The following is a 25,142-nucleotide window of genomic DNA, read 5'->3' as shown; positions in this document are numbered from 1 at the left end:
AATCTTGATCGCTTCGTGCTCCAGGAAAATCCGGGGATGGTAGAGGTGGTAGTCAAGAAAACCAGATCGGTTGTGATGGCAGGGCAGAAGGCGAATATTTGCCTTCGCAGGTCAATGGTGGAAGCGATGTGTATGTGGTGTGGCTGACATTCAAGGCAGACAACAAACCGTACCAATTTCGCGGGATGTATCAGATCAATTTTGACGATCCACAGTACAAAAAAGCAGTTCCGACAGCGATCAAACTTACGATTGATGCAGCGGCTCAGAAGATTTCATTTTAGAGATTTATGTCTGGTGGAAGCGCCTGAGGTCGATGTGGGGGAATGACCGTAGCCTGCAGCCGACTCGATCAAGAACAGCTTGCGGACGACAGCCGCTACAAAATCGTAAACCCAACCTCGGTACTCGACAGGTGCGTGCACTTGGCGGTAACGCCTTCTGAAATAGTCACGATCGTACCGAGCGGGAGCTGACCATACGGCTGGCCCTTGATCTCCATGAGTTTGGTCGTGCCGTCTTTCGCGAATACGATAGTTTTGAGTTCGCCGGATTTTTTATCGTTGGACATATCGACCCTGCTATTTGGCGACGGAAAGTTTCCTGTTGCACAAGCGTAGCAAACCCGTGATTCGTTGAGTAACAGGCGTATGCACAGCGCGACCCGTGACGATGTATTCGACAATCCGATTTGGCACACGCTGCACGGGCCACACGCGCGTTTTGCGTTTGATGCGGGCGATATGTCCGGGTTTGAAATTTCGCACGCGCCGTTCCTTGCGGTTGCGAGCAGCGATGCTCGCATCGACGAGGCCAAGGCAAAAGCTCTGGCACTGTCGGGTCGGCGGCATTTTCTCGGGCCGGCACCACGCAGGATGCCGGCGTCGTGGCGCATCGTGCAGTGTTCCGGCGTCGCGCAGATGCATCACACGCTGACGGATTTGCCGAAGCCTGCGCATCCGTATGCGTTCGAGATTCTCGATGCCCGGCATGTTCCGGCGATGCTCGCGCTCACCGCGATCGCGTATCCGGAATTTTTCCGCGAGCGCACGATCGAGCTTGGCCGTTACCTCGGCATTTTCGATGGCGGCGTACTCGTGGCGATGGCCGGCGAGCGCATGCTTCTGCCCGGCGCCGTCGAGCTTAGCGCGATCTGCACACACCCGGACTTTGTCGGGCGCGGTTTCGCGCGCGTGCTCATCACCGAGTTGCTGACGCATCAGCGCGCGCAAAATCTCATCTCGTTCTTGCATGTGTCCGAGACGAATTCCGGCGCGATCAAGTTGTATGAGAGCATGGGTTTTTCGACGCGCACAATTTTGCCGCTTACGACGATTGAGGTCAGCGCGGTTTAGTTACAAGGCATATGATCGTCAGCGGCGTCCAGTGTGCCTACGTCAAGAATGAATCATTTTGTACTGATGGATCCGCTAACTGCTTGGGCACAGAAACGGCGCGTTGATCGCAGATCTGCTTTCTCGAATCCGCGCTTATGGGCCTTCAAACCCATCGAGAAAAATATCCCTGGGCAACTGCGCCCTGATTTCGCCGCCCGGAAACACCGTTGTGTGAATGTCGAAGTACGCCGTGCCCGTGGCGAAGCCCGCTAGCAGTGCAGCTTCGGCGCTGCCAATCGTGCCGCCGTGAGCGGTGACGAAAGCCGCATTGAAGCTCGCGCTCTGGGCCAGATCGAAACTGTTGGTGTAGGTTCCGGACGTCACGCCGAGCGGGAAACCGCTGAACGACGGCGTCTGCGTCGCCACCGGGGCGTTGCTCGCAGTGTCGGCGCAACAGTGGATATGCGCCGCCGTGCTCGGGCCGGTCAGGCCGGAAAAACTGGCAGTGATGGTCAGGACGTGGCTTGTGGCGTAGGTGACCACCACGCTGCCGGCGCCTGTCGATGTATTGGCCGGTACTTCGGCGGCACCGCTCAGAACGCCCTTGTAAGTTTGCGTTGCGGCGTGGCCGGCGCACGCGAGAAACAGCGCGGCGCCGATTAAGAGAACACGACGAATGATCGACATGACGAACCTCCACGGCCTGAAGATCGCGAGTGAATTTGACTGCAGATGGGCAGCATAACGCCTTCGCGTGTGGGTGTTAAAGCTTCGTACCTGCGACGCCCCCCATTTTCCGGTAGCACAAATGTTTGAGTCCGACCCCATAGCTCGACGGAGATTGGATATGAAGAAGCGTTTTCCGAGGAACAGATCATCGATTTTCTACACGAGGCCCATGCCGGATTACCGATCAAGTAACTGTGCCGCCGGCACGCGTTTTCCGAGGCCAGCTACCTGTGGCGTAGCAAATTCGTTGGCCTGAACGTCTCGGAGGCCAAGCGCCTGTGTGAGCAGGAAATCGAGAACACACGGCTGAAGAAGTTGTTGGCTGAATCGCTGCTGGAGATCGAGATCACGCGGGAGGTATTGGGTGCAGGAACAGGACAATACCGCACTTGCGATCAAGCCCGATGGCAGCGTGCAGGCACTCGCGCGCGAGCACGGCATCAACAGCTATACCCGCATTGCCTATTACAATTTTACCTCCGGGCGCGCCTACTGGAAAAACACGCAGGCGTATTGGGAGAAGGTGCGCATATGATGGCAATCGGGTTTTGCCGCACATCCCGATTTTGTATCGCAGCCCGATCCGAATGGCGAACCGCGCATCGATGAATTATTCAAGCTCGCGGAAGCTGCCGGCAAGGGTGAAACGATATCGCGCGAGACAATCAGCGCGATACTTGCGCGTTACGGATTGGCGGTGCAATAGCGTTAGCGGCGCCATACCCAGAACGCGGCGAGCAAAGCGGCGAGCGCCGTCCAGATCACGGTAATGCGATCGATGCGACCGCGCGCGAGCATCAGGGCGAAGCCCGGATCGAAGCGAACGAACGCGTCCTTGAACGTGAGACCGATCATTTGCGCGAGATCACCGATCGCAAATAATGCCTGCGCATAAATGCTCGCGAGCACGGTCAGCACGACCGCCAATACAACGGCGAGCGGCGAGTGCCGGATATTTTGCGCACGCAACGTTTGCGCGATGGCGATACCGATCGGCACGGCCAAAGTGTAACGACCGTGGCGCAGCAACAAGGCGATCATCGCCCACATCGCGCCGAGTGCCAGCGCCATCATGACTGCCGTAAAAATTGCGAGCAGCCAATTTGACGGACGTGTTGCAGAAGATACGGATTCGGGCATGGCGACGACTCGGACAAAGAGGCGACATGGTACGGACTCGCCCGCTGCAGGCCTAGCCGCGCTGCGTCATGCGTTGCGCTGCGCGATGAGGTATCGGCAGCGCCTGTTTGCGTTGTGGCGAATCGCGCGGCGAGCGGTCACGTCGTTGTTCCTGTCGGCAGATCGGCGAGTGCTTGCACCGATGCTGGCAGCTTTACGCCCGGCGTCAGATCTTCTGCCGCTTGCGGCGCGCCATGCTGTGTTTGCAGCGGCACCACGCCCGACCAGATCGGCAAGCCAAGATCGGCCGCGGCATCTTTCGGCCCGCCACTGCGCACCTTCGCGCTGATGTCGGTGAGGGCGAGACGCAGTACGGTAGTGGCGGCGAGTTCCTGCGCATCGCCGGCGCGCGATTCACTCGCGCGCCCGGGAATCAGCGTGTCGACGATATGAATCAGCGCGGCGACTTTTTCCGCAGGGTCGTTGATCGCATACGCACGCCCAAATGCGACCACCGAACGGTAATTTACCGAATGATGAAACTGCGATCGCGCCAGCACGAGGCCATCGAGCAAGGTCACGCTGATGCAGGTTTCGATACCGCTCGCGAGTTGCGTTTGCAGACGGCTCGCGACGCTGCCGTGCAGCAGCACGCTATCGCCATCACGCGCGAACAGCATCGGAATGACGAACGGCTGTCCTTCCACACTGAAGCCGACATGGGCGATGCGCGCGGCATCGAGAATCGCGTAACACTGTTCGCGTTCGTAGGAGGCGCGCTCTTTGGTGCGGCGCACTTGCTGGCGTGGAAATGTTTTTTTGGCCGCGACATCGGTCATGCGATTCCCCTGGTTCGGGCGCCTCAAGCAGGCGCCATCCGCACCGATACTACGCAGACAAGTGGTGCTACCCTAGTTCCACTTTGGTGCGATATGCTGGTACCGCATTCAATCTGTTGGTCAACGTTTGCGAGGAGACGATGTACCTGGAACTCGATGGTGAAGGCCCGCGTTATGCGCAGCTGTTGCGCGCGCTGAAATCCTCGGTGCTCGCCGGGCGTTACGCCGCCGGCGCGAAATTGCCGGCAACGCGCGTGCTGGCGAGTGACCTTGGCCTGTCGCGCAATACCGTGCTCGCGGCGTACGAACAACTACGCGCGGAAGGTTTCATCGAAGGTCGCATCGGTTCGGGCTGTTACGTCGCGCAGATCGCCGCACCGGTGGCGGTTCGCTCGCGTCCCACGCGCGCGTTGCCGGCGTCCGCGTTATCGCGTCGCGGTCGGCGTGGTCTCGCGCTGTATGATCGTGCCATTCCGGGGCGCCAGCACAAGGGTTTGCGTTACAACCTGCAATACGGGTTGCCGCTGACCAATCCGGCGTTGACGAGTGCGTGGCGGCGCGAGTTGAATCTGGCGGCGGCACATGCCGAACTCGATTATCCCGATGCGCAAGGCTTGCTCGCGTTACGCGCGGCGGTGTGCGATTACCTTGCACGTCGGCGCGGCATCAACGCCGCGCCCGAAGATGTGCTGATCGTCAGCGGCAGCCAGCAGGGGTTTTCGCTTGCCGCACAGGTGCTGCTCGACGAAGACGATACGGTGGTCTTGGAAGATCCGAATTACCAGGGCGCGCGCCAGGTTTTTCAGGCGTTTGGCGCGCGTATCAGCGGCTGTCGTGTCGATGGCGATGGTCTTGTGCCGGGCGCGTTGCCGACGCTCGCGCCGAAGCTGCTGGTGGTCACGCCGTCGCATCAGTTTCCGACTGGCGCGGTGTTGTCGTTGCCACGACGCATGGAGCTGCTCGACTACGCCGCGCAGAAAAATTGCTGGATCATCGAGGACGATTACGACGGCGAATTCCGATACGACGCGCGTCCGCTGGCGGCGCTGAAATCGCTCGATCGACACGATCGCGTGATTTATGTCGGCACGTTTTCGAAAACCTTGTTTCCGTCGCTGCGGATCGGCTACATGCTGTTGCCGCCGGGTTTGCGCGATGCGTTCATTGCCGCGAAATGGCTGGACGATCGCGGTTGTCCGGCGATCGAGCAGGCCGCGCTCGCGCGGCTGATCGGCAGCGGCGCATTTGAGCGTCACCTGCGCCAGATCGCGGTGGAGTTGAAGCAGCGTCGTGCGATCTTGATCGCCGCGATCCGGCGGCATGTCGGCGATCAGCTCGAGCTCGCCGATTCCAGCGCCGGCATGCATGCGCTGGCGTGGTTGCCGCAGCTCGATCGCATCGCGCTGCAGCGGCTGATGCAGCGCGCGAGTGAGCTGGGGCTCGGGCTGTATCCGGTCGATCCGTATTATCTGCGCCGCCCAACACGCTGCGGTCTGTTGCTCGGTTACGCGGGTTTGCCGCCAGCCGATCTGGAAGCCGCGATGATTCTGCTCGGACGTTGTCTGCGCGAAGTGCGCGTGGTAGAACCAGCAACGCTGGATGAAGTTTGCGCATAAGCCGATATTGCGATTTTCATGCGCTGCGATAGCGTGGCTTCAAACTTTTCCGCGCAGCAAGCGCAACGCACCGGTAGCCAGCAATTTGTCGACACGCGCACTGATATTGCGTTTGAACAACTCGCTGCTCGCGTTGCTACCGGCGACCAGCGCGAGGCTGCGATTGCCGCCATCCAGCTTGATCCGGTTCAGCGCCATATCCGCCAGCTCCAGCGCGACCGACCAATCCGACAACAATGCATCGTCCGGAAATGGCGGATGCAAGGCCACGCCGATCGAGCATTTCAGTTGCAGCAGGTCGTTATCGTTGGCGGCGAAATTGTGCTCGGTAATAATCTTGCGAATACCCTCGGCGATGGTCAGCGCTTGCTCGGCATCGACGTCGTGCAATACCAGCAAGAATTCGTCGCCGCCCCAGCGTGCAATCAGATCGCTCAGGTCGTGCAGGTTCATCAACAGCTGCGCAAATTGCTGCAGGATATGATCGCCGACGACATGACCGCGATCGTCATTGATGATCTTGAAATCGTCCATGTCGATCAGCAGCAACGCGACGCTACAACGCTTGCCGGCATGCATGTCGGTGTCGATGATTTTTTGTATTTGGTTGAGTAGATAACGCCGGTTCGGCAGGCCGGTGAGTGGATCGGTATTGCTTTCCACGGTGAGGGTCTGATTCGCCTCGGCCAGTTGCTTGTTGGTGTAGCGCAATTGATCGGTGCGCAGGTTCACGAGCACTTCAAGCTGTTGCTGGCGGCGGCGATAGGCGCGCGTACGAAATAACCAGACCAGCACCACCAGCGCTATCGCCAGCAGTCCGAACAAGGCGCGCATGAAGGCGTTTTCGTGCCAGCGCGGGATCAGCGAAAAATTCAGCGTGGTATCGGTGCTGTCCAGATTGGCGCCGGTTTTGGCGATTACGTTGAAACGATACGTGCCCGGGCTCAGGTTGGTGTAATACGCGCTGCGCCGCGGCCCGGCGTCGATCCAGTCGGCGTCGTAGCCTTCCAGTTTGTAGCGGAAATGCAGACTGCGCGGATCGTGAAAATACAATCCGGTGAATTGAATTTCTAGATCGCGCGGTCCGCCAGAAAGTTGCAGCTCCGCGCCGGGCTCATGCCACTGGCCGTGATAATTCAGACCTTCGATCACTGCCGTCGGTGCGACTGTCGATGCTGCAATCGCCGACGTATCGACGCGGATCGGGCCGTTCATGGTCGGAAACCAGATGTTGTCGCCATCGATCACGCTGCGCGAGTTCGCACCACCGTTACAACAGCGGGTACGTTGTCCGGGGCGCTCGCGTCCGAGCGCACCTACCACCACCTCGGGTTGCAGCGATGGTTTGCCGGCCCGTGTTATATCCGGCAGTTTGTTCAGAGGCACTCGCCAGACGCCGTCGGTGCTGCCGACGTACAGATAATCGCTGACCACGCGGAAAGTCCACGCGTTGTTGCCGGGTAATCCGTTTTCGGTGGTGAGTTGCAACAGCGTGTTGTCGCCGAGCAATCCGATGCCCGCATTCAGCGTGCCGATGCCGATCAAACCCGGACGCAAGCTGGCGATGGTGGTGACAAAAATTCCCTCAAGCGGTTTTGCATAAACCGGCGTATCGATCTGCGCATCTTTTACATGGCGCAGGCCGGCTTCGGTGCCGACCAGCAATTCGTCGGCATTGACTACATTGATGCTGCGCACATGCGCGACTGCAGAGCCGGGGCCGGCACCGATCAAGCTCAGCGCGCCAGCGTGATAGCGATATAGCCCGCCCTGGCTGCCAATCCAGAAATCTTCCGTGCCCGTCTGCACGATCGCATTGATCTGGTATGGCGCGAGTGTGGCCAGTGCGGGCGGTGTATCGAGTTTGCCATCGGCGTAGACGGCGATACCCGAACGCGTGCCGATCCATAGTCGATCCTGACTGTCGTAAAACAGTTCGTAGGCAGCGGGATTGGGCAAAGTCTTGCCGGCGATCAGCAGATGCAAGCCGTGTTCGTCGTGCAGCGACACGCCAGAGTTGGTGCCGATCGCGACACGCCCCTGGCCATCGCGCGCCACGCTCCAGGTAAAACGATCGAGCAGGCCGTCCTTGATGCCGTAGTGCTTGAGCCAGCCGTTGTGCAAACGGAACAGGCTTTCGGTAGTGCTGCCGAGCCACAGGTTGTGCTCGCGATCCTCGAAGATGCTGCTGATCCACGACTCTGGCACGAACTGTTCGGCGTCGATTTTCTCCAGTGCACCGTTCGGTCGCACGCGATACAACATCGACACCGTCGCCACCCAAACATTGCCATCGTGATCGGTGTGGAGGCTTTCGATATTCAGCCGATCCAGATCGGCGTCGTTTGTCGCGGACTGCAGTTTTCCGTCGCGCAACAGGTACAAGCCGGCATTCGTGCCGACCCACAAACCTTGCGCAGAATTCGCCAGATGGGTGACACGCGCCGAGCTTGCCTCCGCCGGTAGCGGCAACATATTCAGATGGCCGGCATCGCGCTGCGCGACCGCGCCGGTCAGTCCGATCCACAGCGTGTCGGCGCTGCGCAATACGCTGTAGGTCGGCACGCCTGGCAACGCATCCGCGACCAGTGCGTTGTCCTGATAGCGCAATATTCCTTGCGGCGTGGCGAACAGCAGGTTGCCCTCGCTGCTTTCGGCAATGCCCTGGATCGAAACGGATTCGGTCGAGCCGTGCAGATTGATCGACTGGAAATGCCGACCGCTATACAACAACAAACCGTGCGGCGTGCCGAACCAAAGTCGGTCGTGGCTGTCGCGCAGGCTGCTGCCGACCATGCTGGTATCAATGCCGTCGGTCTTCTTGCGGCCATAGACTGTGAAACGCACGCCATCGAAACGCGCCAGTTCGGCTTGTGTGCCTACCCACAGATAACCTTCGGCATCCTGGGTGACGCTGAGCACCGATACCTGCGGCAAGCCGTCTTCGGTGTTCCAGTTGTCGAGCACGTAATCCTGAAAATGCGCATTGGGGTCGAGCGCGAACGCCGACCGCAACAACAGCAGGTAGAGGATTAAAAGTGCCTTCAAACGCATCTGGAGTGCAGTCTCGAATTCAATTGCCGAGTTGGCTTGCAAAAATGCGGCCAATCCCCAGCTTTGGGTATCGCCGGGCAAGTATTGCGGCGATAATATGCGGCCATCATACGAAACTGTCGTTGATGCAGATGTAATCAATATTCAAGGAAATGCATGGCCGGTTATAGCCAGACCAGCGAACCGATCAAGTTCGAACGCGATTGCGAAGCCGTCATGGTACCGCAGGGACAGGTCGTGAGCCTGCCCGCGGGTCAGATTGGCTATATCACGCAAGCGCTGGGCGGCAGTTTCACGGTGTTTGTCGATGGCAACCTGTTTCGCATCAGCGGCAAGGATGCAGACGCGATCGGCAAGGAACCGCCCGCCGCTTTGGCAGTATCCGAAGACGCGAGTGATGAAGACGTCGAAAAACTGGTGTGGCAGCAATTGCGCACGTGTTTCGATCCGGAGATTCCGGTGAATATCGTCGATCTCGGCTTGGTCTACGAATGCGCATTGACGCGCGGCGACGATGGCGCGCGCAAGGTGAACGTGGTGATGACGCTCACCGCGCCCGGCTGCGGCATGGGCGATATCCTGATCGACGACGTGCGCACCAAGGTCGAGCTCATTCCGACCATCGCCGAGGCCGATGTCGAACTCAGTTTCGACCCGCCGTGGAATCACAGCATGATGTCGGACGTGGCCAAGCTCGAAACCGGAATGCTCTAGCGGCGGGCGTTGCTACTATCCTTGCGCCTCGAACCGATTTGCATCGCGATTCTTGCGCACGCGCAGCGGATCCCAGATTCGACCGTTCATCGCGATGTAGACGCCATCGACCAAACCCTGCAGCGCACCGACCGCGCATCCGATATTGAACACCGCATCCGAACCCTGAAAACGCGCCGGATTCAGCGCGCCGGTCAGCACGATCACCTTGCCGGCGATACCTTGCAGTTTGTGCGCAGTCTCGACCATCGTATCGGTGCCGTGGGTCACCAGCACATGCCGATGCGGTTGCGCTTCGATCGTGCGGCGCATCAGATCGCGATCGTCATCGGTGATGTGCAGGCTGTCCTTGCGCATGATCGGAATCACATCGAACGTAAAAGCCACGCCGATATTGTTCAGGATTTCGCCGATCTGCGGCGCGCCGATCTGGTAGGTCGACTTGTCATCAAAATACACCTTGTCGATGGTGCCGCCGGTGCTGATGATGGTGAGATGTTGCATCATGATAGGTGCCTTGATGTTTGCGCGCGGGCCGCACGGATCGGCTTAAGTGGGCGATAGTTTACTGCGTCTACGTTCGCCTGCGGCGATGTTCAACGCGGGCTTCGGCTCGTGAGCAGTTGCGCATCGTCAATGCTGTGATCTTTCCCCGCATTTGCTAAACCATGCGCCGAAAAACGTTGCGCCGCGGCCGCGGGACGCGGATCGTTTTCGACCGACAACGCCCACGCCGCATGGCGAATCAGCAACGCCAGCGCGAGGCTACGCGCGATGCCGATAGCCGCACGCCGTGCGCCGGCTTCGAGATTCTCGCGCGAGCCTTGCTGCGATTCGCGAATCGAGTCGGTGTTTTTGATCATCGTGTTGCGTGCTTCTCGCGCACAGTCTGCGAGTTCGTCGCTGATGCTTGCATCGAGCCATCGTTGTTGTGCATCCAGCAATACGCGCAAACTTTCCGGCGCTTGCAACGCGCGTAGAAAATCCAGCGCGAGCACATTGCTGGTGCCTTCCCAGATCGAGAATACTTGCGCATCACGCAGCAATTGCGGAATGCCGCTGTCTTCCAGATAGCCGGCACCGCCGAAACATTCGCAGGCCTCCGAAGCGATCGTGACCGCCTGTTTGCCGGTCCAGAGTTTCACGATCGGCGTGAGCAAACGCAGCAATAAAACCTCATCGGGCTTGCCGACATTCGCCTGCACCCGACCGAGCAATTCGGTCAGGAAAAACGTCAACTGAAAACACGCCTCGAATTCCGCCTGCATGCCCGCGAGCGTATCGCGATGCAGCGGTTGTTCGATCAGCGCACGGCCGAACACGTTGCGCCGTTGCGCGTAATCACGTGCCAGTGCAATGCCGCGGCGCATCGTCGCGAGCGCGCAGATCGCGTTCCACGTGCGCGTGACGTTGAGCATCGGTGCGACCGCACGCACGCCGTTGCGTTTTTCGCCGACCAGTATTGCCGGCGCATCGTGCAGATGGATTTCCGCGGTCGGCAGTTCGCGTGTGCCGAGCTTGTGCTTGAGCTTGTCGATTTCGATGCCGCGCCAGTGACCGTCGGCATCGCGCGGTTCGATATAAAACAATGCAAGACTATCGGCGCCGTCCGCATTGCCGGCGGGCCGCGCCAGCACCAACGCGGTGTTCGCATGCACCGCCGAGGTGAACCATTTGCGTCCGGACAAATGCCATTGCGCATCGATTTCGTGCGCCGATGTTTCCGTACCGCCGATGTCCGAACCGCCGCTGGTCTCGGTCATCCACTGTCCGGAAATCCAGTGCTGCGCCGGATCACGCGAAAAATAATGCGGCAAGGCGCGCTCGATCAAATACGTATTGGCGGACGCTTTGATCACGGTCGCGGCGCCGTCGGTCATCGCCAGCGGGCACGAATAAAATTCGCTGGCGTTATGGAACAGATAGACCATCGCGAATTGATGCACACGTGCGTGTTCGCCATGTGTCGAATCATGGCCCGCAGCGACCAGGCCATGTCGTGCGGCGATGATTTTCGCATCGTGCCAGGCCGGCGTGAGTTCGATGCGATCAACGCGTTGACCCCACGCATCCCATGTCATCAAGGTCGGTTCGATAGCGCTGCGCTGCCGGGCGAGCGCCCACGCCTGCGCCGCATAATCGCCGATCGTAACAAGATCGTTTTCGATCGCCGCCAATGTTGCCATGGGCAACACTCGGCGCAGGAATCCGCGCAGCACATCGTCGTCTTGATACTGATTGCCGAGCTGCGGCGGTGCTTGCACAAATGTCATGGCGATTCTCCGCTGCGCTTATGCGTCGAGTTTTTTCGGCGGCCGTTTGTAGCCGCGAGATTGCCAGCCGAGCACGCCGATGATGACGATGCTCAGCACGACTTCAGCGAGCGCCAGCCAGCGCTCGCTTGGTGCGCTGTATGCCTCGGCAACGCCGTGACAAAAATAAAATAGGCAGACGATGCCGGCCAGCAACAGCCCGCGCCGCGGATTGCGCGGATACGCCAGCACCGCCGGCAGCAGCGGCAACAAGGCGATGCCTAACACGAGCACGAGCGGCGCGCGTTCGGGTGGAAACAACCACGCATGCCAGACGATTTGCAGCACGATCAGGCCAAGCAAGGCGAGTCCACCAACACGTTGTGCGCTCATGCGCTGGCTCCGAGCCGGCGCGCGACGTCGGCCACGCGGCGCCCGAGCGCGCGGCACAGTTCACGCTCGTCTGCGCTGATCGTATTTTCGCCGCGCGTACCGGCGACATGGCTCGCGCCGTAGGGTGTGCCACCGCCGCTGGTGCTGCTGAGGCGCGCCTCGGTGAAAGGAATTCCGAGCAGCAACATGCCGTGATGCAGCAGCGGCAACATCATCGAGAGCAGCGTGGATTCCTGGCCGCCGTGCTGTGTACCGGTCGAGGTAAATACCGCCGCGGGTTTGCCGGTGAGCGCGCCGGACAGCCATTCGCTGCTGGTCGAATCGATGAAGTGCTTGAGCGGTGCAGCCATGTTGCCGAAGCGCGTCGGGCTGCCGAGAATCAGTCCGGCGCATTCGCGCAAATCGCTCAGTTGCACATACGCCGCACCTTCCTCGGGTTCAGGCGGCGCCGCGATTTCGGTCACGGGCGCCACCGGCGGCACGCTGCGCAAACGCGCCTGCATGCCGCTCACTTCTTCGACGCCGCGCGCGATCAATCGCGCCAGTTGCGCGGTGGCGCCGCTACGGCTGTAGTACAAAATCAGGATATCGCTCATGCGGTTCTCATGCTGGTCAATTTGCGATTGCGGTTTCACACACTTGGGCTGGTCGCAACGATACGTTACCCTCATCGCCATGTATCGTTTTCGCCGACGCAGTTTGCCATGACTCTGCACTTCGACCGCCATCGCGCGAATGCCTTCGTGCGTTTTATGTGGCAGCGTTTCTTCGATCAGCGCTGCCTGCAGGCTTCGGGCGCGCTGGCCTACACCACGCTGTTTTCGCTAGTGCCGTTGACGGCGGCGGTGCTCGGCATTCTGTCGGCGTTTCCGGTGTTCGCCACGTGGCGCGATCAACTCACCAATTTTGTATTCGACAACTTTGTACCGGCCGCGGGCAAGGTGGTGCAAACCTATCTCACCCAGTTTGCCGATAACGCGAGCAAGGCCACCGCGATCGGCGTGCTGGTGCTGCTGTTCAGCGCGGTGTCGCTGATGACCAGTATCGAGGATGCGTACAACCGCATCTGGCACGTGCCGAGTTCGCGCACCGCGGTGGCGCGCGTGCTGATGTATTGGGCTGCGCTGAGCCTCGGACCGCTATTGCTGATCGCCGCGCTCGGCGTGAGTTCGTATGTGTTTGCGTTGCCGTTGATCGACGCCGCCGCATCGCAGTTCGCGCTCAAGGCGCGGCTGCTGAGCGTGCTGCCATTAATGCTGACGTGGGTCGCACTGACATCGAGTTACGTGGTCATCCCCAATCGCAGCGTGCGCGTGCGCGATGCGATCATCGGCGGCGCGATTGCGGCGCTGTTGTTCGAACTCGCGAAGTATGGATTTGCGGTGTATGTCAGCACCTATGCGAGTTTCGAGCAGGTTTACGGCACCCTGGCGATGGTGCCGATTTTCCTGTTCTGGATTTACCTGTCGTGGATCATCGTGCTGCTTGGCGCCTCGATCACCGCCTCGATCGCGGCATTCGATTATCGTCCCGAGGCTGAGCGTTTGCCGATCGGTCAGGAGTTTGCCGGGTTACTCGTCGTGCTCGCGGATTTCGCCGCCGCGCAAGCGCAGGGACGCGGTTTGCACAGTCGCGACGTGTGTTTGAAACATACATTTTTGAATGACGATCTGCTGCAGGGTTATCTCGATGATTTGATCGTCGCGGGCCTGATCCAGCGCAATGAAAAAGGCGAGTGGATGCTGGTCAGCGATCTGCGCGCGGTCAGCTTGCGCAGCTTGTACGCCGCAGGTGACTATCATTTTTCGATGCGGCCGCCGGATAAAATGTCGAGCGATCAATTTTCGCCGGAACTCAAGACACTGTTGACCCAAACCGGTGCTGCGCTGGCGACAAATCTGGATGTGCCGCTGGCCGAAATATTTCCACTCGCACCGCGGTCTGTAGCTGCAACTGCGTCCAGTCAGGACACGCTCACCACCAAGGATTCCGCATGAAATCTCGTTTTCTGCCAGCGCTGATCGCGCTTTCGTTTTTATCCGGCCATGTCGCATTTGCAGCTGTTACCGACAAACATCCGACGCTGAATGTCAAAACCGTCGACGGCAAGACGTTCGATCTTGCGCAGGAAAAAGGCCGTTTTGTGATCGTGAATTTCTGGGCAACGTGGTGCTCCCCATGCCTCAAGGAAATTCCCGATATTTCCGCGTTCGTCGCCGCACATAAAAACGTCAGCGCGATCGGCTTGGACTTCGAGGAAATCGAAGCCGACGATCTCAAGTCGTTCCTCAAACAGCATCCGGTTGGCTACGCAGTATCGGCGGTGGATGTCTACAATCCGCCGAAGGATTTCGAGGTGCCGCGCGGCCTGCCGACGACGTATGTGATCTCCCCCGATGGCAGCATCGCCAAGCGTTTTATGGGCCCGATCACCGGCAATGATCTGGAAAAAGTGCTGAAGGATGCAGGCGCCAGCGGCACATGATCGATGCGCAAAAACCATCGTGAGTATGGCTGTGGTCTGCGCTCGTTTTTGTATCCACGGTCGCGTGCAGGGCGTGTTTTTTCGCGCTTCGACACGCACGCAAGCATTGCAGCTTGGGCTCACCGGATACGCTAAAAATCTCGCCGACGGCAGTGTCGAAGTGATTGCATGCGGTGATGCAACGGCGGTCGATGCGCTGCATCGCTGGCTGCATGATGGCCCGCCGAGCACACGCGTCGATCGAGTCGAATGTGCCGAAACCCCGCCTCATGCGGCTGAGGGATTTCTGACGTTTTAGCGGATTTCGCCGCGAGCTGATTCCCGCCGTCGTGGCGATTTGCTAGTCTCCGTGCAGATCACGCCACGGAGCGCACCATGCACGAGTATCTATCGACCCTGCCCAATTTCCTCATGTATCTCGGCCTCAGCGTAGTGCTGCTCGGCGTGTTCATGGGCCTGTATCTGGTCATCACGCCGCAGCACGAGCTGCGCCTGATTCATCAGGGCAATATCAGCGCTAGCGTGGTGCTGACCGGCACCTTGCTCGGTTTCGCCTTGCCCGTGGCCAGCGCGATGGCGCACAGCGTGGCGTTGCTGGATCTCGCGTTGTGGGGTGCCGTCGCTGGCGTCGTGCAACTGCTGACGTATCTGGTGCTGCGTTTGCTGATTCCGGATTTGCGCCAGCAGATCGAGACAGATCGGGTTTCGGTCGCGATTTTGCTCGCCGGGCTGACGCTTTGCATGGGACTGCTCAATGCTGCAGCGATGACTTAGCGGGAACCAAGAAGAAACGTCATTCCAGCCTGCGCTGGAATGGTGAGCGAAAGATATCGGAGCTAGAATTTTGCCGGCACCCACAGTGCTTTGTCGGCCAGTTCCTCGACGCCCGGATCGCCCTTGAGTTTCGCGAGCTTCATCGGCTTGACCGGAATCTTGCGATCGGGCATTTGATCGAGCAGATGCCGGATCAGGTTCAGTCGACCACGCCGCTGATCGTTGAAATCGACTACATGCCACGGCGCCATGGCGGTGCTGGTGTGTTCGATCATCACGTCGCGCGCTTCGCTATACGCGTGATATTTGTTGCGCGCGGCGATGTCCACCGGTGAGATTTTCCAGCGCTTCAGCGGGTCGTGCGCGCGTTCGGCAAAACGTTCTTCTTGCTCGACCTGATCGACCGCCAGCCAGTATTTGAACAGCAGGATGCCGTCGTTGATCAGGCCTTGCTCGAACACTGGGCATTCGACCAGAAAGCGCTGATATTCTGGCTCCGTGCAAAAACCCATCACATGATCGACCCCGGCGCGATTGTACCAACTGCGATCAAACAGAACGAGTTCACCGGCGGCCGGTAAATGCTCGATATAGCGCTGATAAAACCATTGCGTGCGTTCGCGTTCGTCGGGTTTGGATAGTGCGACGATGTGCGTGTAACGCGTATTCAGCGGCTCGCTAAGCGCCTTGATCGTGCCGCCTTTGCCAGCAGCATCGCGGCCTTCGAACAGCACCACCGCGCGCTTGCCGGTATGAATCAGCCAGCGTTGCAATTCGACCAGCTCGATTTGCAGTGCTTCGAGATGATGCTCGTATTTCTTATTTTTCATGCGGTGCATGGCGGTGACTCCGTTTGTCGGTCGTGCGTTGAAGTGGCCTCAAAAACGTGGCAAGCGAAGGAAGTTTGTGTGAGGACGGAGCGGAGGAACCGGAGTGTACTTTCTGTACATGAGGATTCCGAGCACCGCCCGCGCGCAAAATACCGAGCGCAGTAGTTTTTTGGGCCGCTTCGATCAAATCTCGCGCAGCCGCGGTATGAGCGCAACCAGATTGCAAGGCCGCGTGCGCGCATCGAGTTGCGCCTGAATCAGCTTCTCCCAGGCGGTGCGGCACGCCGAGGTCGAACCCGGCAAACAGAACACGAAGGTATTATTCGACAGCCCGGCAAACGCGCGCGATTGCATCGTCGAGGTGCCGATTTCATCGAAGCTCAACAGGCGAAACATTTCGCCGAAACCCGGCATCGGTTTATCGAGCAGCGGCGTGATCGCTTCGGGCGTGGAATCGCGTCCGGTGAAGCCGGTGCCGCCGGTCACGATCACGCCGTCGATCGACTCCTCGGCGATCCAGTTCGCGACCAGCGCGCGGATGCGGTAACGATTGTCGGGCAGGATCGCGCGTTGCGACAGCGTATGTCCGGCGCCGGAGATGGCTTCGCACAGATAATCGCCGGAAGTATCGTTCGCGGCGGTGCGCGTATCCGATACCGTGAGCACGCAAAGCGTGAGGGGTTTGAAATCGCTGATGGCAGTCATCGCCAGAGGCTAACGCAAGCTGAGTTTCGGAGCAAAGGCTGCGCGATTTTCGGCGCGCGGCCTTCAATCAAAACAGATCCAGATCGGTCGCTGTTTCGCCGCGCTGGCGGCGCGCGAACATCGCGATCAGCAGGCGCTCGAAATCCTGCGCGTAACTTTGCATATCAAAAAGACCACTCACGTTTTTCGCTGCGGCAAGCCGTTCGCGCAGTTCACGCAGCCGTGCCGGATCGCGGCCAAGCGTAATCGCGAGATCGACATACGCCTGATCCGAATCGGTATTGAGTTCATGCAAACCAAGATGATGATTGAGGCTGCCCGCCACGCGCGACGCGAACGTGTTGCCGGGCTGAGTCAGCAACGGACAGCCGGCCCAGAGCGCATCCGACGCGGTGGTATGCGCGTTATACGGATTGCTGTCGAGAAAAAGATCGGTGTGGATATAACGCGCAAGGTGTTGCGCATGCGCGATCTTCGGCGCAAACATCAGCCGCTGCGGATCGATGCCCGCGACTTGCGCGGCGCGGCGCAGGTTGGCATCGGTGCTGGTGCCGGGTGGCGAGGCTAGTAACCACAACACGCTGCCGGGCACGCCAGCGAGGATTTTCATCCAGCGTGTAAAAGTGCGCAAAGTAAACTTGTAGCTATTGTTGAAACTGGCGAAGACGATGCCGGATTCCGGCAGGCCGTAATCGTGACGCGCGAGTGGCGTGGCAATCACACGCGTGCCGTCGTTCGGCTGGAAACAGCGCGGCAATCGCGCGATGGCTTCACTGTAAAACGCGCGTTGTATGGCCGGCACGACAAAATGATCGGCGATCAGATAATCGTAATAGTCCGCGCCAAGCGTGCCCGGATACGCCAGCCAGTTGACCTGGATCGGCGCGAGCTTGAGCGCGAACAACGCGGGCATCGAGCCGCTGCAATAGCCATCCAGATCGATCAGGATATCCGACTTGGCGGCAGCCACTGCGCGTGCTGTTTGTTCCAGCGTGAATCCGCCGAGATCATGGAATTCGTGGAAGCCCGCCATCAGGCGTTGACGCGAATTGCCGCCCTCGTCGGATGTGGTTGCGAAGGCGATCGTGTGAATCGACGAGCTGCGCAATCGTTCGATCAATTCGAAAATCAGCAGTGCGGTCGGATGTTCACCAAAGCCCGCAGAAAAAAAACCGATACGCAATTTCTCTGACGTGGGGGCGCTTCCTTGGGCAGCAGGAAAACGCAATCGCGCTGCCAGCGGTGCAGCTACCTCCTGTTGCGTTTGGGCGAAACGTCGCGCACATTTCAGTTGCTGCGCTGGCGTGGCGGCTTCTGCCAGAAACGAGAACGGCGTGATGCCTTCTTCGCCGCGATCGACCGCTTCGAGCAAGCGCGCGCTGAGCGCATCCAAGCCATCCCATTCGCATAAACGACGTTTCAAGAACACCAGTTCGGCCAGCGCCGCATAAGCATCCGGAGCGGCATCGAGCGCATGCTCGCAGGCGCGCGCGGCGGCAAACCAGTCGCCTTTTTCTTCGAGTTCGAGGGCGAGGTTGTAGGCCGCTTGGGCATGTCGCGGCGCGTGCGCGAGCGTGGTGCGATACGCGGCGATCGCGTCACCGCCGCGCTGCTGTTTCGCCAATGCGGTGCCGAGCACGAACCACGCATCCGGCCAGTTGGGCGCGAGTACCAACGCGCGGCGTGCGCTGTTTTCCGCGGCGCTGAAATCCTGCAATGCCTGCTGCGCGGCGGCGAGATTCAACCAGCCGTTCGCGTAGTCAGGTTGGCTGCGCAGCGCGGCAGAAAAATCCTGCGCGGCGCCGGCATAATCGCTGCGCGCATGGCGCAAGCGGCCACGATTGTTCAGCGCAGCGACGTGTCCCGGCGCGAGTATCAATGCATGTTGCAATGTCGATTCAGCGGCGGCGATATCACCACGCATCGCCTGCAAGCTGGCGCGATTGCACCAGGCCTCGATCAGGTTCGGTGCGAGTTCGAGCGCGTTTTCCAGCATCGCATCGGCAGCATCGTAGTCACCGAGTTGCAGCGCCGCGATCGCACTCAAGCGCCACAACTCCGCCACCTTCGGATGCAATACCAACAGTGCATGCGCGCGTTGCCGCGCGACAGCCGGATTGGACTTCGCGAGCAGCTCGGCGAGTTCGTCGATGGCCAGATTCGGATCGTGGTTCACGGTCTCATTCTTGGTTGCGGTGTGGGTTGCGGTGTGGGTTGCGGTGTGGGTTGCGGTTTCGTTGCGTATCGTGGCACAAGCCCAATGAATCGGAGGCTCACACGCCGGGCAAGCATTTTGTGCGGAATTATCTCACGCGCGACAAATCGACAAGCATGCCCAAATTTCGCGCGAAAAAAGTACACTGCGCTATTCGATAATCTCAACTAGCCGTCGTTCGCGCGGCAATATTCCTGCAGGAGAAACGTCATGAAATCCAGAGCCGCCGTCGCGTGGGAAAAGGGCAAGCCGCTGACGATCGAAACCATCGATGTCGCGCCGCCAAAAGCTGGCGAAGTGCTCGTGCGGATCGTCGCCACGGGCGTTTGCCACACCGATGCCTACACGCTTTCCGGCGATGATCCGGAAGGCTTGTTTCCGGTCGTGCTGGGCCACGAAGGCGGCGGCATTGTCGAGGAAATCGGCGCTGGCGTGACCAGCGTCAAAGTCGGCGATCACGTCATTCCGCTGTACACACCGGAGTGCGGTGTGTGCAAATTTTGCACCTCGGGAAAAACCAATCTGTGCCAGGCAATTCGCGCCACGCAAGGCCGCGGCCTGATGCCGGATGGCACCTCGCGTTTTTCGCTGGACGGCAAGCAGATCCTGCACTACATGGGTACGAGTACGTTTTCCGAATACACGGTGATGCCGGAAATCGCGCTGGCGAAAATCAATCCGAAAGCGCCACTCGATAAAGTCTGTCTGCTCGGTTGCGGCATCACCACCGGCATCGGCGCGGTGTTGAATACGGCCAAGGTTGAGCCCGGCGCGACGGTCGCGGTGTTTGGCCTTGGCGGCATCGGTTTATCGGTAGTGCAGGGCGCGGTGATGGCCAAGGCCGGGCGCATCATCGTCATCGATATCAACCCCGCCAAATTCGAAATGGCACGCGCGCTTGGCGCTACCGATTGCATCAATCCGAAGGATCACAGCGGTCCGATCCAGCAAGTGATCGTCGACATGACCGACGGCGGCGTCGACTATTCGTTCGAGTGCATCGGCAACGTTAACCTTATGCGATCGGCGCTGGAGTGCTGCCACAAGGGCTGGGGCGAATCGATCATCATCGGTGTGGCCGGTGCGGGCCAGGAAATCGCCACGCGTCCGTTCCAGCTTGTCACCGGGCGCGTCTGGCGCGGCTCGGCATTCGGCGGCGTCAAGGGCCGTTCGCAACTGCCGGATTATGTCGAGCGTTATCTCGCGGGCGAGATCAAGGTCGATGAAATGGTCACGCGAGTATTGCCGCTGGAACAGATCAACGAGGCGTTCCAACTCATGCACGATGGCAAGGTGATTCGCGCGGTGATCAAGTTTTGATGTGTGTGATTTGAATCCTGCCGTGTGGCTGCGCGCGGCAGGAAAATCAAAACAGGCTGCTGGCATTGCCCGACTGGATGGCAGCGTAAATTTCTGCCTCCAAGACCACAGCTCTTTGATACATGACGGGAGCTAGTGTGAGTTCGCGAATGTGCCATCGCAAATCGCCGGATTCACAATACACGCCACCGTTTATGCAATATCCGCGCAGCAGCACGCTATTTTCCGAACAGTCCAAACCCAGATCGCAGGCCGCCAATTGCCACGCTGCTTCTGCGACAGCGCTGCCGACCGCTTTCCCGCGGAAAAGTGAATTTTCGTTGAACAAACCGCTGAGTAAAAATATCGCGGACGGATCACCAGAATTCACGATGTCGATTATCTTCTGGCGCAGATCAACGCTTGGCGTCGTCGTGGCTGGAGACGATGCATCATCGCTGCTGACATCGAGTAAAACGGCACGAGACAGTTGATATGCCATCGCCTCAGCATTGCCCTCGCTAGCGGCCTTGGCGTAGTTGGACCTCACGGTTTTTAGGCTGACTTGTTCTTTTTGGATTAGTGCGCTGCAGCGCTGCGAAAGCGTGGCGATGTACTCGCGAAACTGCGCCGAATTTTCCTGAGTGATTCTGGCGCGAGATTCGATCGCTTCCGCGGCGTAGTTCGGGCGTATCGCGAAGAGAAAGCATTCCTCCATGGCTCTTGCCTTGGTGGTCAGTATTTCGTCCTCGCTGCTGCCGTCGGTTTGCAGCTTGTCGATATAGGCAGACAAATCGCGCGTCGCTGAGTAGGCATTGGCCTTGTTCTGTCTGACCTTCATTGGCGAAAGCGTGTTTGCCTGGGCGACTATTGCCGTTGGGGCTGTTGTCGACGTCGGCGTTTTTGCAAGGAGGGCCGATGGTGGAGTAGGCGCCGCGGGTGTGGCGGTGGTCGCAACGCTGAGGTGGTGTCTATCGAGCGCCACATACATCCCAATTGCGGCGGCGATGCTCACAAGTAGAAATATGCGCCAATGTTTTTTCATCGATCATCCTTGGTTTGGTGGAAGATTTCCGTTACCGATGCGGCAAATACAAGCCAAGTGCCCGGCGATAAAAACTGAAATCAATTGAAGCGGGAAATTTGCAAAATAGCAATTTCCAGATCTTCGATTCTGCGTTTCGACCGGCGATGCTTTGCATGTACGTGTTGGATTGACGAGCCGATTATTTCCCCGAGGGTGCGTGCGACGTTGCCACGCTGCGCGACTTCACCAAAGTCGCCAGAATAATTCCGCCGAGGATCGCGCTGCCGGCCAATAACAACCGCAGCGTGAGCGATTCATCCAGCAACAAAATACCGCCGAGCGCGGCGACCACCGGCACGGCGAGTTGTACGGTGGCGGCGCGGAACGCGCTCAAGCCGGGCAGGGCGGTGTACCACAATACGTAGCCGATGCCGGACGCGACCACACCGGATAACAACGCGTAAATCACGCCGGGTGAGCTCAGGTGGGCGCCGGTTTGAAACACCAGCATTGCGATCACCAGCGGGCTCGCGCGCAGGAAATTTCCGGCAGTGTTGGCGATCGCATCGCCGGCGCCGCGACCGCGCAGTGAATAAATTGCCCACGATGCGCCGGCGAGCGCCATCAATAGCGCGCTGAACAAGGGCGGTGCACTGATTCCCGGTGCGACTAGCGCAATCAACGCGACCAGACCGATGCCCAAGCCGAGCCATGCTAGCGGGGCCGGGCGCTCGTTGCGCGCGAGGCCGACGGCGATCATCGTGAACTGCACGCAGCCGAACAAAATCACCGCGCCGGTACCCGCCGAAAGCGCCGCGTAAGCGAGCGAGAAGGCGACGGCATACGTGGCGAGCGCGAGTGCGGAAATCCAGTTGCCGGCAATGCGCTTGCGCTGAAACAGCATCAGCGCGATCAGGAATAGCGCGCCGGAAACGATGCGGATCGCGGTGAACGACAGCGCATCAATCGATGCATCACGCAATGCCAGTCGGCATAAAAGCGAGTTGGCGGCAAAACCGATCAGTGCAGCGATGGTTAGTGCGAATACACGCCAGCGTGGGGATGGTGTCGGTGCTGTTTTCAGCGGGGGATCGTCGTGTGATTCGAAGGGCACAGCATCGTTCCGAGTTTGATGCGTTGGTCAAGTAGTTTTGTGCTCGTCATCCCAGCGCAGACTGGGATCCATTTGTTGAGGCGCCGGGCTCCTGACTTTTCAATCCAGCGTCAGCGCCTTGAGCTGATCGGCCTGGAACTCCTGCGTCAGCGGTTCGATTACCGCATCGAGATCGCCCTGGATGATTTCCGGCAGGCGATACAACGTCAGATTGATGCGGTGATCGGTGACGCGGCCTTGCGGAAAATTGTAGGTGCGGATGCGCTGGCTACGATCACCCGAGCCGACCTGCAATCGGCGCGATTCGGCTTGCTCTGCATTCTGCTTGCCGCGTTGTTCGTCGAGCAATCGCGCTTTCAGCAACGACATCGCGCGCGCACGATTCTTGTGCTGGCTGCGCTCGTCCTGGCACTCGACCACAGTGCCAGTCGGGATATGCGTGATGCGGATCGCCGAGTCGGTCTTGTTGACGTGCTGGCCACCCGCGCCACTGGCGCGAAACGTATCGGTTTTGAGATCGGCTGGATTGATTTCGATCTCGTCGATTTCATCGAGCTCGGGTAGGATTGCGACCGTCGCCGCAGACGTATGGATGCGACCTTGCGCTTCGGTTTCAGGCACGCGTTGCACACGATGCGTACCGGATTCGAACTTCAGTTGCGAGAACGCACCGCGGCCTTCCACGCGTGCAATGATTTCCTTGTAGCCGCCGTGTTCGCCATCGCTCTGGCTCAGAATTTCCAAAGTCCAGCGGCGGCGTTCGGCGTAACGCGCATACATGCGAAACAGGTCGCCGGCAAAAATCGCGGCTTCGTCACCGCCGGTACCGGCGCGTACTTCGAGAAAAATATTCGCATCGTCGCGCGGATCTTTCGGCAGCAGCAGCAGATTCAAATCGCGATCGAGTTGCGTGCGCGTGGTTTCCAGCTCGGCGATTTCCTCGACCGCGAGATCACGCATCTCGGGATCTTTCAGCATGAGCTGCGCCGCATCGAGCGATTGGCTCAACGTGTTGTAATTGGCGAGCGCGGCGGAAACCGGTTCGAGCTGTGCGTATTCTTTCGACAGCGTACGAAAGCGATTTTGATCGCTCAGCGCATCCGGTTGCGCGAGCAGCATCGCGACTTCCTGATGGCGCTCGGAGAGTTGCTCGAGCTTGCGGCGAATCGATGGAGTCATGCGTCCTTGTCCGGAATGTCGTGCGTGCTGGCGCTGGCATCGTACAGGCGTTCGGCGGCCAGCAGCAGATCGTGATCGCCACGCAACGCCGCGTCACGCAGGTTGGCGCTCGGCGTGTGCAGCAGTTTGTTAGTGAGTGTGTTGGCGAGAAATTCCAACGCCTGCTCGGGCGTGCGTCCAGCATTCAGCAACTGGCGTGCCTTGCTCAAGACTTCATCGCGTTGTGCTTCGGCACCGGCGCGCAACTGCAGAATCGGATTGCGAACATCAAGCGTGCGACGCCATGCCAGATAACGCTCGACTTGCAGGTCGATGATGGTTTCGGCCTCGCGCGCAGCTTGCTGGCGGCCTTGCATGTTTTCGTTGATGACGTCGCGCAGATCGTCGATGGTGTAGAGAAAAACATCATCGAGTTTGGCGACATCGGCCTCGATATCGCGCGGCACGGCGATGTCGACCAGAAACATCGGCTTGTGCCGACGCGCGCGGATCGCATCGGCCACCATCTTGCGCGTGAGTATCGGCTCGCGACTCGCTGTGGATGAAATCACGATATCGGCTTCGGCCAGATGTTGCGGCAGATCGTCCAGCGCGATCGCGTAACCGGAGAATCGGCTTGCCAGCGCCTGCGCATGTTCGAGCGTACGATTGGCGACGATCAGCCGACGCGCCGGCGCGTCAAACAGATGTCGCGCCGCCAGTTCGATGGTTTCGCCAGCGCCGATCAACAATACGCACGCCTGCTTGAGATCGGTGAAAACGCGCTCGGCCAGCCGCACCGCGGTGTAGGCGACCGACACCGTATTCGCGCCGATGCGGGTATCGCTGCGCACGCGCTTGGCCACGGCAAAAGTTTGTTGCAGCAGGCGTTCCATCGGCGTGCCGAGGCTGTGCGCGGTACGCGCCAACTGGTACGCATCCTTGACCTGGCCGAGGATTTGCGGCTCGCCCAGCACCATCGAATCCAGTCCGGTGGCGACACGAAAAATATGCCGGACCGCAGCGTTTTCGTCGTGGCGGTAAAGGAACTCATCGAGCTTGCGCGTGCCTAAGCCGTGATGCGAGAGCAACCAGCGCTGCGGAATGGTCTCCGCCCCGCTGTCGACCGTGCAATATAACTCGGTGCGATTGCAGGTGGAGAGGATCAGCGCTTCGCTCACGCCGGGCTGACGTACCAGGTCGGACAATGCATCGGCGGTGTTTTCTGGCGCGAACGCCACCTGCTCGCGCAGATCCAGCGGCGCGGTGAGGTGGTTGAGTCCGAGGGCAATCAAAGCCATAAATGGTGAGGCCGCAGTGGCAGAAATCGGCTAAGCTAGCGGTCAAAAACGTCGATGGCGCAAGGGTAAAAGCGCACACGATGATGGCAGGAAGAAGTGTTCAAGCGCGCAATTTTGCGGGCGCGACCGAGCAAGATCAAGTAAGACGATTATTTGCTTAGCGCTGCGTAGATGTTTGTAA

At 59.4% G+C, this 25,142-nt stretch carries 25 protein-coding genes and 1 pseudogene; 10 read left to right on the top strand and 16 right to left on the bottom strand.

Features of this window, described 5'->3' with window-relative positions; translation table 11 throughout:
- Positions 1-379 precede the first annotated feature (379 nt).
- On the bottom strand, positions 380-571 hold the full coding sequence (locus ELE36_RS15315; protein ID WP_129834789.1) for a hypothetical protein: 192 nt from the start codon (positions 569-571) through the stop codon (positions 380-382).
- Between the two features lie 79 nt (positions 572-650).
- Between ELE36_RS15315 and ELE36_RS15310 the strand changes: the two genes are divergently transcribed.
- The gene (locus tag ELE36_RS15310; RefSeq protein ID WP_129834787.1) at positions 651-1,355 is read left to right on the top strand and encodes a GNAT family N-acetyltransferase; all 705 of its coding nucleotides are present in this window, start codon (positions 651-653) and stop codon (positions 1,353-1,355) included.
- Between the two features lie 135 nt (positions 1,356-1,490).
- Here ELE36_RS15310 and ELE36_RS15305 read toward each other — a convergent pair whose 3' ends face one another.
- Entirely contained in the window at positions 1,491-2,024 is a 534-nt protein-coding gene (locus ELE36_RS15305; protein WP_129834785.1) for a CHRD domain-containing protein, read from the bottom strand.
- A 153-nt stretch (positions 2,025-2,177) separates the two neighbouring features.
- Here ELE36_RS15305 and ELE36_RS20860 point away from each other — a divergent pair.
- Positions 2,178-2,429: pseudogene (locus tag ELE36_RS20860) on the top strand (transposase); the annotation flags it as partial.
- 1 nt (position 2,430) lies between these two features.
- A complete protein-coding gene (locus ELE36_RS20400) occupies positions 2,431-2,601 on the top strand; it encodes a DUF6607 family protein (protein WP_165371635.1) in 171 nt (56 codons plus the stop codon).
- Between the two features lie 173 nt (positions 2,602-2,774).
- On the opposite strand, the gene ELE36_RS15300 is transcribed toward ELE36_RS20400, so the two are convergent.
- Positions 2,775-3,206, bottom strand: coding sequence for a hypothetical protein (locus ELE36_RS15300; protein ID WP_129834783.1), 432 nt, complete (start codon positions 3,204-3,206; stop codon positions 2,775-2,777).
- Between the two features lie 137 nt (positions 3,207-3,343).
- Positions 3,344-4,024 carry a pyridoxamine 5'-phosphate oxidase family protein gene (locus tag ELE36_RS15295; protein WP_129834781.1) on the bottom strand — a complete coding sequence of 227 codons (681 nt, stop codon included), beginning with the start codon at positions 4,022-4,024 and terminating at the stop codon, positions 3,344-3,346.
- A gap of 140 nt (positions 4,025-4,164) precedes the next feature.
- Here ELE36_RS15295 and pdxR point away from each other — a divergent pair, with 140 nt between their 5' ends.
- Positions 4,165-5,640: a MocR-like pyridoxine biosynthesis transcription factor PdxR gene (gene pdxR, locus ELE36_RS15290; protein ID WP_129834779.1), complete on the top strand. Its 1,476-nt coding sequence runs from the start codon at positions 4,165-4,167 to the stop codon at positions 5,638-5,640.
- A 39-nt stretch (positions 5,641-5,679) separates the two neighbouring features.
- On the opposite strand, the gene ELE36_RS15285 is transcribed toward pdxR, so the two are convergent.
- Positions 5,680-8,688 carry a ligand-binding sensor domain-containing diguanylate cyclase gene (locus ELE36_RS15285; protein ID WP_165371634.1) on the bottom strand — a complete coding sequence of 1,003 codons (3,009 nt, stop codon included), beginning with the start codon at positions 8,686-8,688 and terminating at the stop codon, positions 5,680-5,682.
- Between the two features lie 162 nt (positions 8,689-8,850).
- On the opposite strand from ELE36_RS15285, the gene sufT reads away from it, so the two are divergent.
- The gene (sufT, locus tag ELE36_RS15280) at positions 8,851-9,408 is read left to right on the top strand and encodes a putative Fe-S cluster assembly protein SufT (protein ID WP_129834774.1); all 558 of its coding nucleotides are present in this window, start codon (positions 8,851-8,853) and stop codon (positions 9,406-9,408) included.
- A gap of 15 nt (positions 9,409-9,423) precedes the next feature.
- Here the strand turns inward: sufT and ELE36_RS15275 are convergent, their stop codons facing one another.
- From ELE36_RS15275 to wrbA, 4 genes are all read right to left on the bottom strand, one after another.
- Positions 9,424-9,912 (bottom strand): asparaginase domain-containing protein, encoded by a 489-nt coding sequence (locus tag ELE36_RS15275; RefSeq protein WP_129836919.1) that lies wholly within the window; start codon positions 9,910-9,912, stop codon positions 9,424-9,426.
- A 92-nt stretch (positions 9,913-10,004) separates the two neighbouring features.
- Positions 10,005-11,681: an acyl-CoA dehydrogenase family protein gene (locus tag ELE36_RS15270; RefSeq protein WP_129834772.1), complete on the bottom strand. Its 1,677-nt coding sequence runs from the start codon at positions 11,679-11,681 to the stop codon at positions 10,005-10,007.
- 18 nt (positions 11,682-11,699) lie between these two features.
- Positions 11,700-12,053 (bottom strand): DUF2069 domain-containing protein, encoded by a 354-nt coding sequence (locus ELE36_RS15265; protein ID WP_129834770.1) that lies wholly within the window; start codon positions 12,051-12,053, stop codon positions 11,700-11,702.
- Positions 12,050-12,649 carry an NAD(P)H:quinone oxidoreductase gene (gene wrbA, locus ELE36_RS15260; RefSeq protein ID WP_129834768.1) on the bottom strand — a complete coding sequence of 200 codons (600 nt, stop codon included), beginning with the start codon at positions 12,647-12,649 and terminating at the stop codon, positions 12,050-12,052. Before wrbA ends, ELE36_RS15265 begins: the two co-directional genes overlap by 4 nt.
- A gap of 108 nt (positions 12,650-12,757) precedes the next feature.
- On the opposite strand from wrbA, the gene ELE36_RS15255 reads away from it, so the two are divergent.
- The 4 genes from ELE36_RS15255 (at position 12,758) to ELE36_RS15240 (ending at position 15,312) form a co-directional block, all read left to right on the top strand.
- Complete coding sequence (locus tag ELE36_RS15255) at positions 12,758-14,050, top strand: YihY family inner membrane protein (protein ID WP_165371633.1); 1,293 nt, start codon at positions 12,758-12,760, stop codon at positions 14,048-14,050.
- Positions 14,047-14,538: a TlpA family protein disulfide reductase gene (locus tag ELE36_RS15250; RefSeq protein WP_129834764.1), complete on the top strand. Its 492-nt coding sequence runs from the start codon at positions 14,047-14,049 to the stop codon at positions 14,536-14,538. The genes ELE36_RS15255 and ELE36_RS15250 overlap by 4 nt, the downstream gene beginning before the upstream one ends.
- A gap of 25 nt (positions 14,539-14,563) precedes the next feature.
- A complete protein-coding gene (gene yccX, locus ELE36_RS15245) occupies positions 14,564-14,836 on the top strand; it encodes an acylphosphatase (RefSeq protein ID WP_425480919.1) in 273 nt (90 codons plus the stop codon).
- Positions 14,837-14,913: 77 nt separating this feature from the next.
- Positions 14,914-15,312 (top strand): DUF350 domain-containing protein, encoded by a 399-nt coding sequence (locus ELE36_RS15240; protein WP_129834760.1) that lies wholly within the window; start codon positions 14,914-14,916, stop codon positions 15,310-15,312.
- A gap of 62 nt (positions 15,313-15,374) precedes the next feature.
- Here the strand turns inward: ELE36_RS15240 and ppk2 are convergent, their stop codons facing one another.
- The 3 genes from ppk2 to ELE36_RS15225 all read right to left on the bottom strand — a co-directional run bounded on the left by ppk2 (position 15,375) and on the right by ELE36_RS15225 (position 19,023).
- A complete protein-coding gene (ppk2, locus tag ELE36_RS15235; RefSeq protein ID WP_165371632.1) occupies positions 15,375-16,151 on the bottom strand; it encodes a polyphosphate kinase 2 in 777 nt (258 codons plus the stop codon).
- 174 nt (positions 16,152-16,325) lie between these two features.
- Positions 16,326-16,847 (bottom strand): molybdenum cofactor biosynthesis protein B, encoded by a 522-nt coding sequence (moaB, locus tag ELE36_RS15230; RefSeq protein ID WP_129834758.1) that lies wholly within the window; start codon positions 16,845-16,847, stop codon positions 16,326-16,328.
- Between the two features lie 67 nt (positions 16,848-16,914).
- The gene (locus tag ELE36_RS15225; RefSeq protein ID WP_129834756.1) at positions 16,915-19,023 is read right to left on the bottom strand and encodes an O-linked N-acetylglucosamine transferase, SPINDLY family protein; all 2,109 of its coding nucleotides are present in this window, start codon (positions 19,021-19,023) and stop codon (positions 16,915-16,917) included.
- Positions 19,024-19,272: 249 nt separating this feature from the next.
- Here ELE36_RS15225 and ELE36_RS15220 point away from each other — a divergent pair, with 249 nt between their 5' ends.
- Positions 19,273-20,382, top strand: a complete 1,110-nt coding sequence (locus ELE36_RS15220; RefSeq protein ID WP_129834754.1) for an S-(hydroxymethyl)glutathione dehydrogenase/class III alcohol dehydrogenase — start codon at positions 19,273-19,275, stop codon at positions 20,380-20,382.
- A gap of 46 nt (positions 20,383-20,428) precedes the next feature.
- Here the strand turns inward: ELE36_RS15220 and ELE36_RS15215 are convergent, their stop codons facing one another.
- The 4 genes from ELE36_RS15215 to hemA form a co-directional block, all read right to left on the bottom strand.
- The gene (locus ELE36_RS15215) at positions 20,429-21,406 is read right to left on the bottom strand and encodes a hypothetical protein (protein ID WP_129834753.1); all 978 of its coding nucleotides are present in this window, start codon (positions 21,404-21,406) and stop codon (positions 20,429-20,431) included.
- Between the two features lie 181 nt (positions 21,407-21,587).
- Complete coding sequence (locus ELE36_RS15210) at positions 21,588-22,502, bottom strand: DMT family transporter (protein ID WP_207215793.1); 915 nt, start codon at positions 22,500-22,502, stop codon at positions 21,588-21,590.
- Positions 22,503-22,601: 99 nt separating this feature from the next.
- Positions 22,602-23,681, bottom strand: coding sequence for a peptide chain release factor 1 (gene prfA / locus ELE36_RS15205; RefSeq protein ID WP_129834751.1), 1,080 nt, complete (start codon positions 23,679-23,681; stop codon positions 22,602-22,604).
- Complete coding sequence (hemA, locus tag ELE36_RS15200) at positions 23,678-24,961, bottom strand: glutamyl-tRNA reductase (protein ID WP_129834749.1); 1,284 nt, start codon at positions 24,959-24,961, stop codon at positions 23,678-23,680. The genes prfA and hemA overlap by 4 nt, the downstream gene beginning before the upstream one ends.
- Between the last annotated feature and the right edge of the window lie 181 nt (positions 24,962-25,142).

Source organism: Pseudolysobacter antarcticus, assembly GCF_004168365.1.
Classification (GTDB): Bacteria; Pseudomonadota; Gammaproteobacteria; order Xanthomonadales; family Rhodanobacteraceae; genus Pseudolysobacter; species Pseudolysobacter antarcticus.
This window is presented reverse-complemented; position numbering and strand designations above follow the sequence as displayed.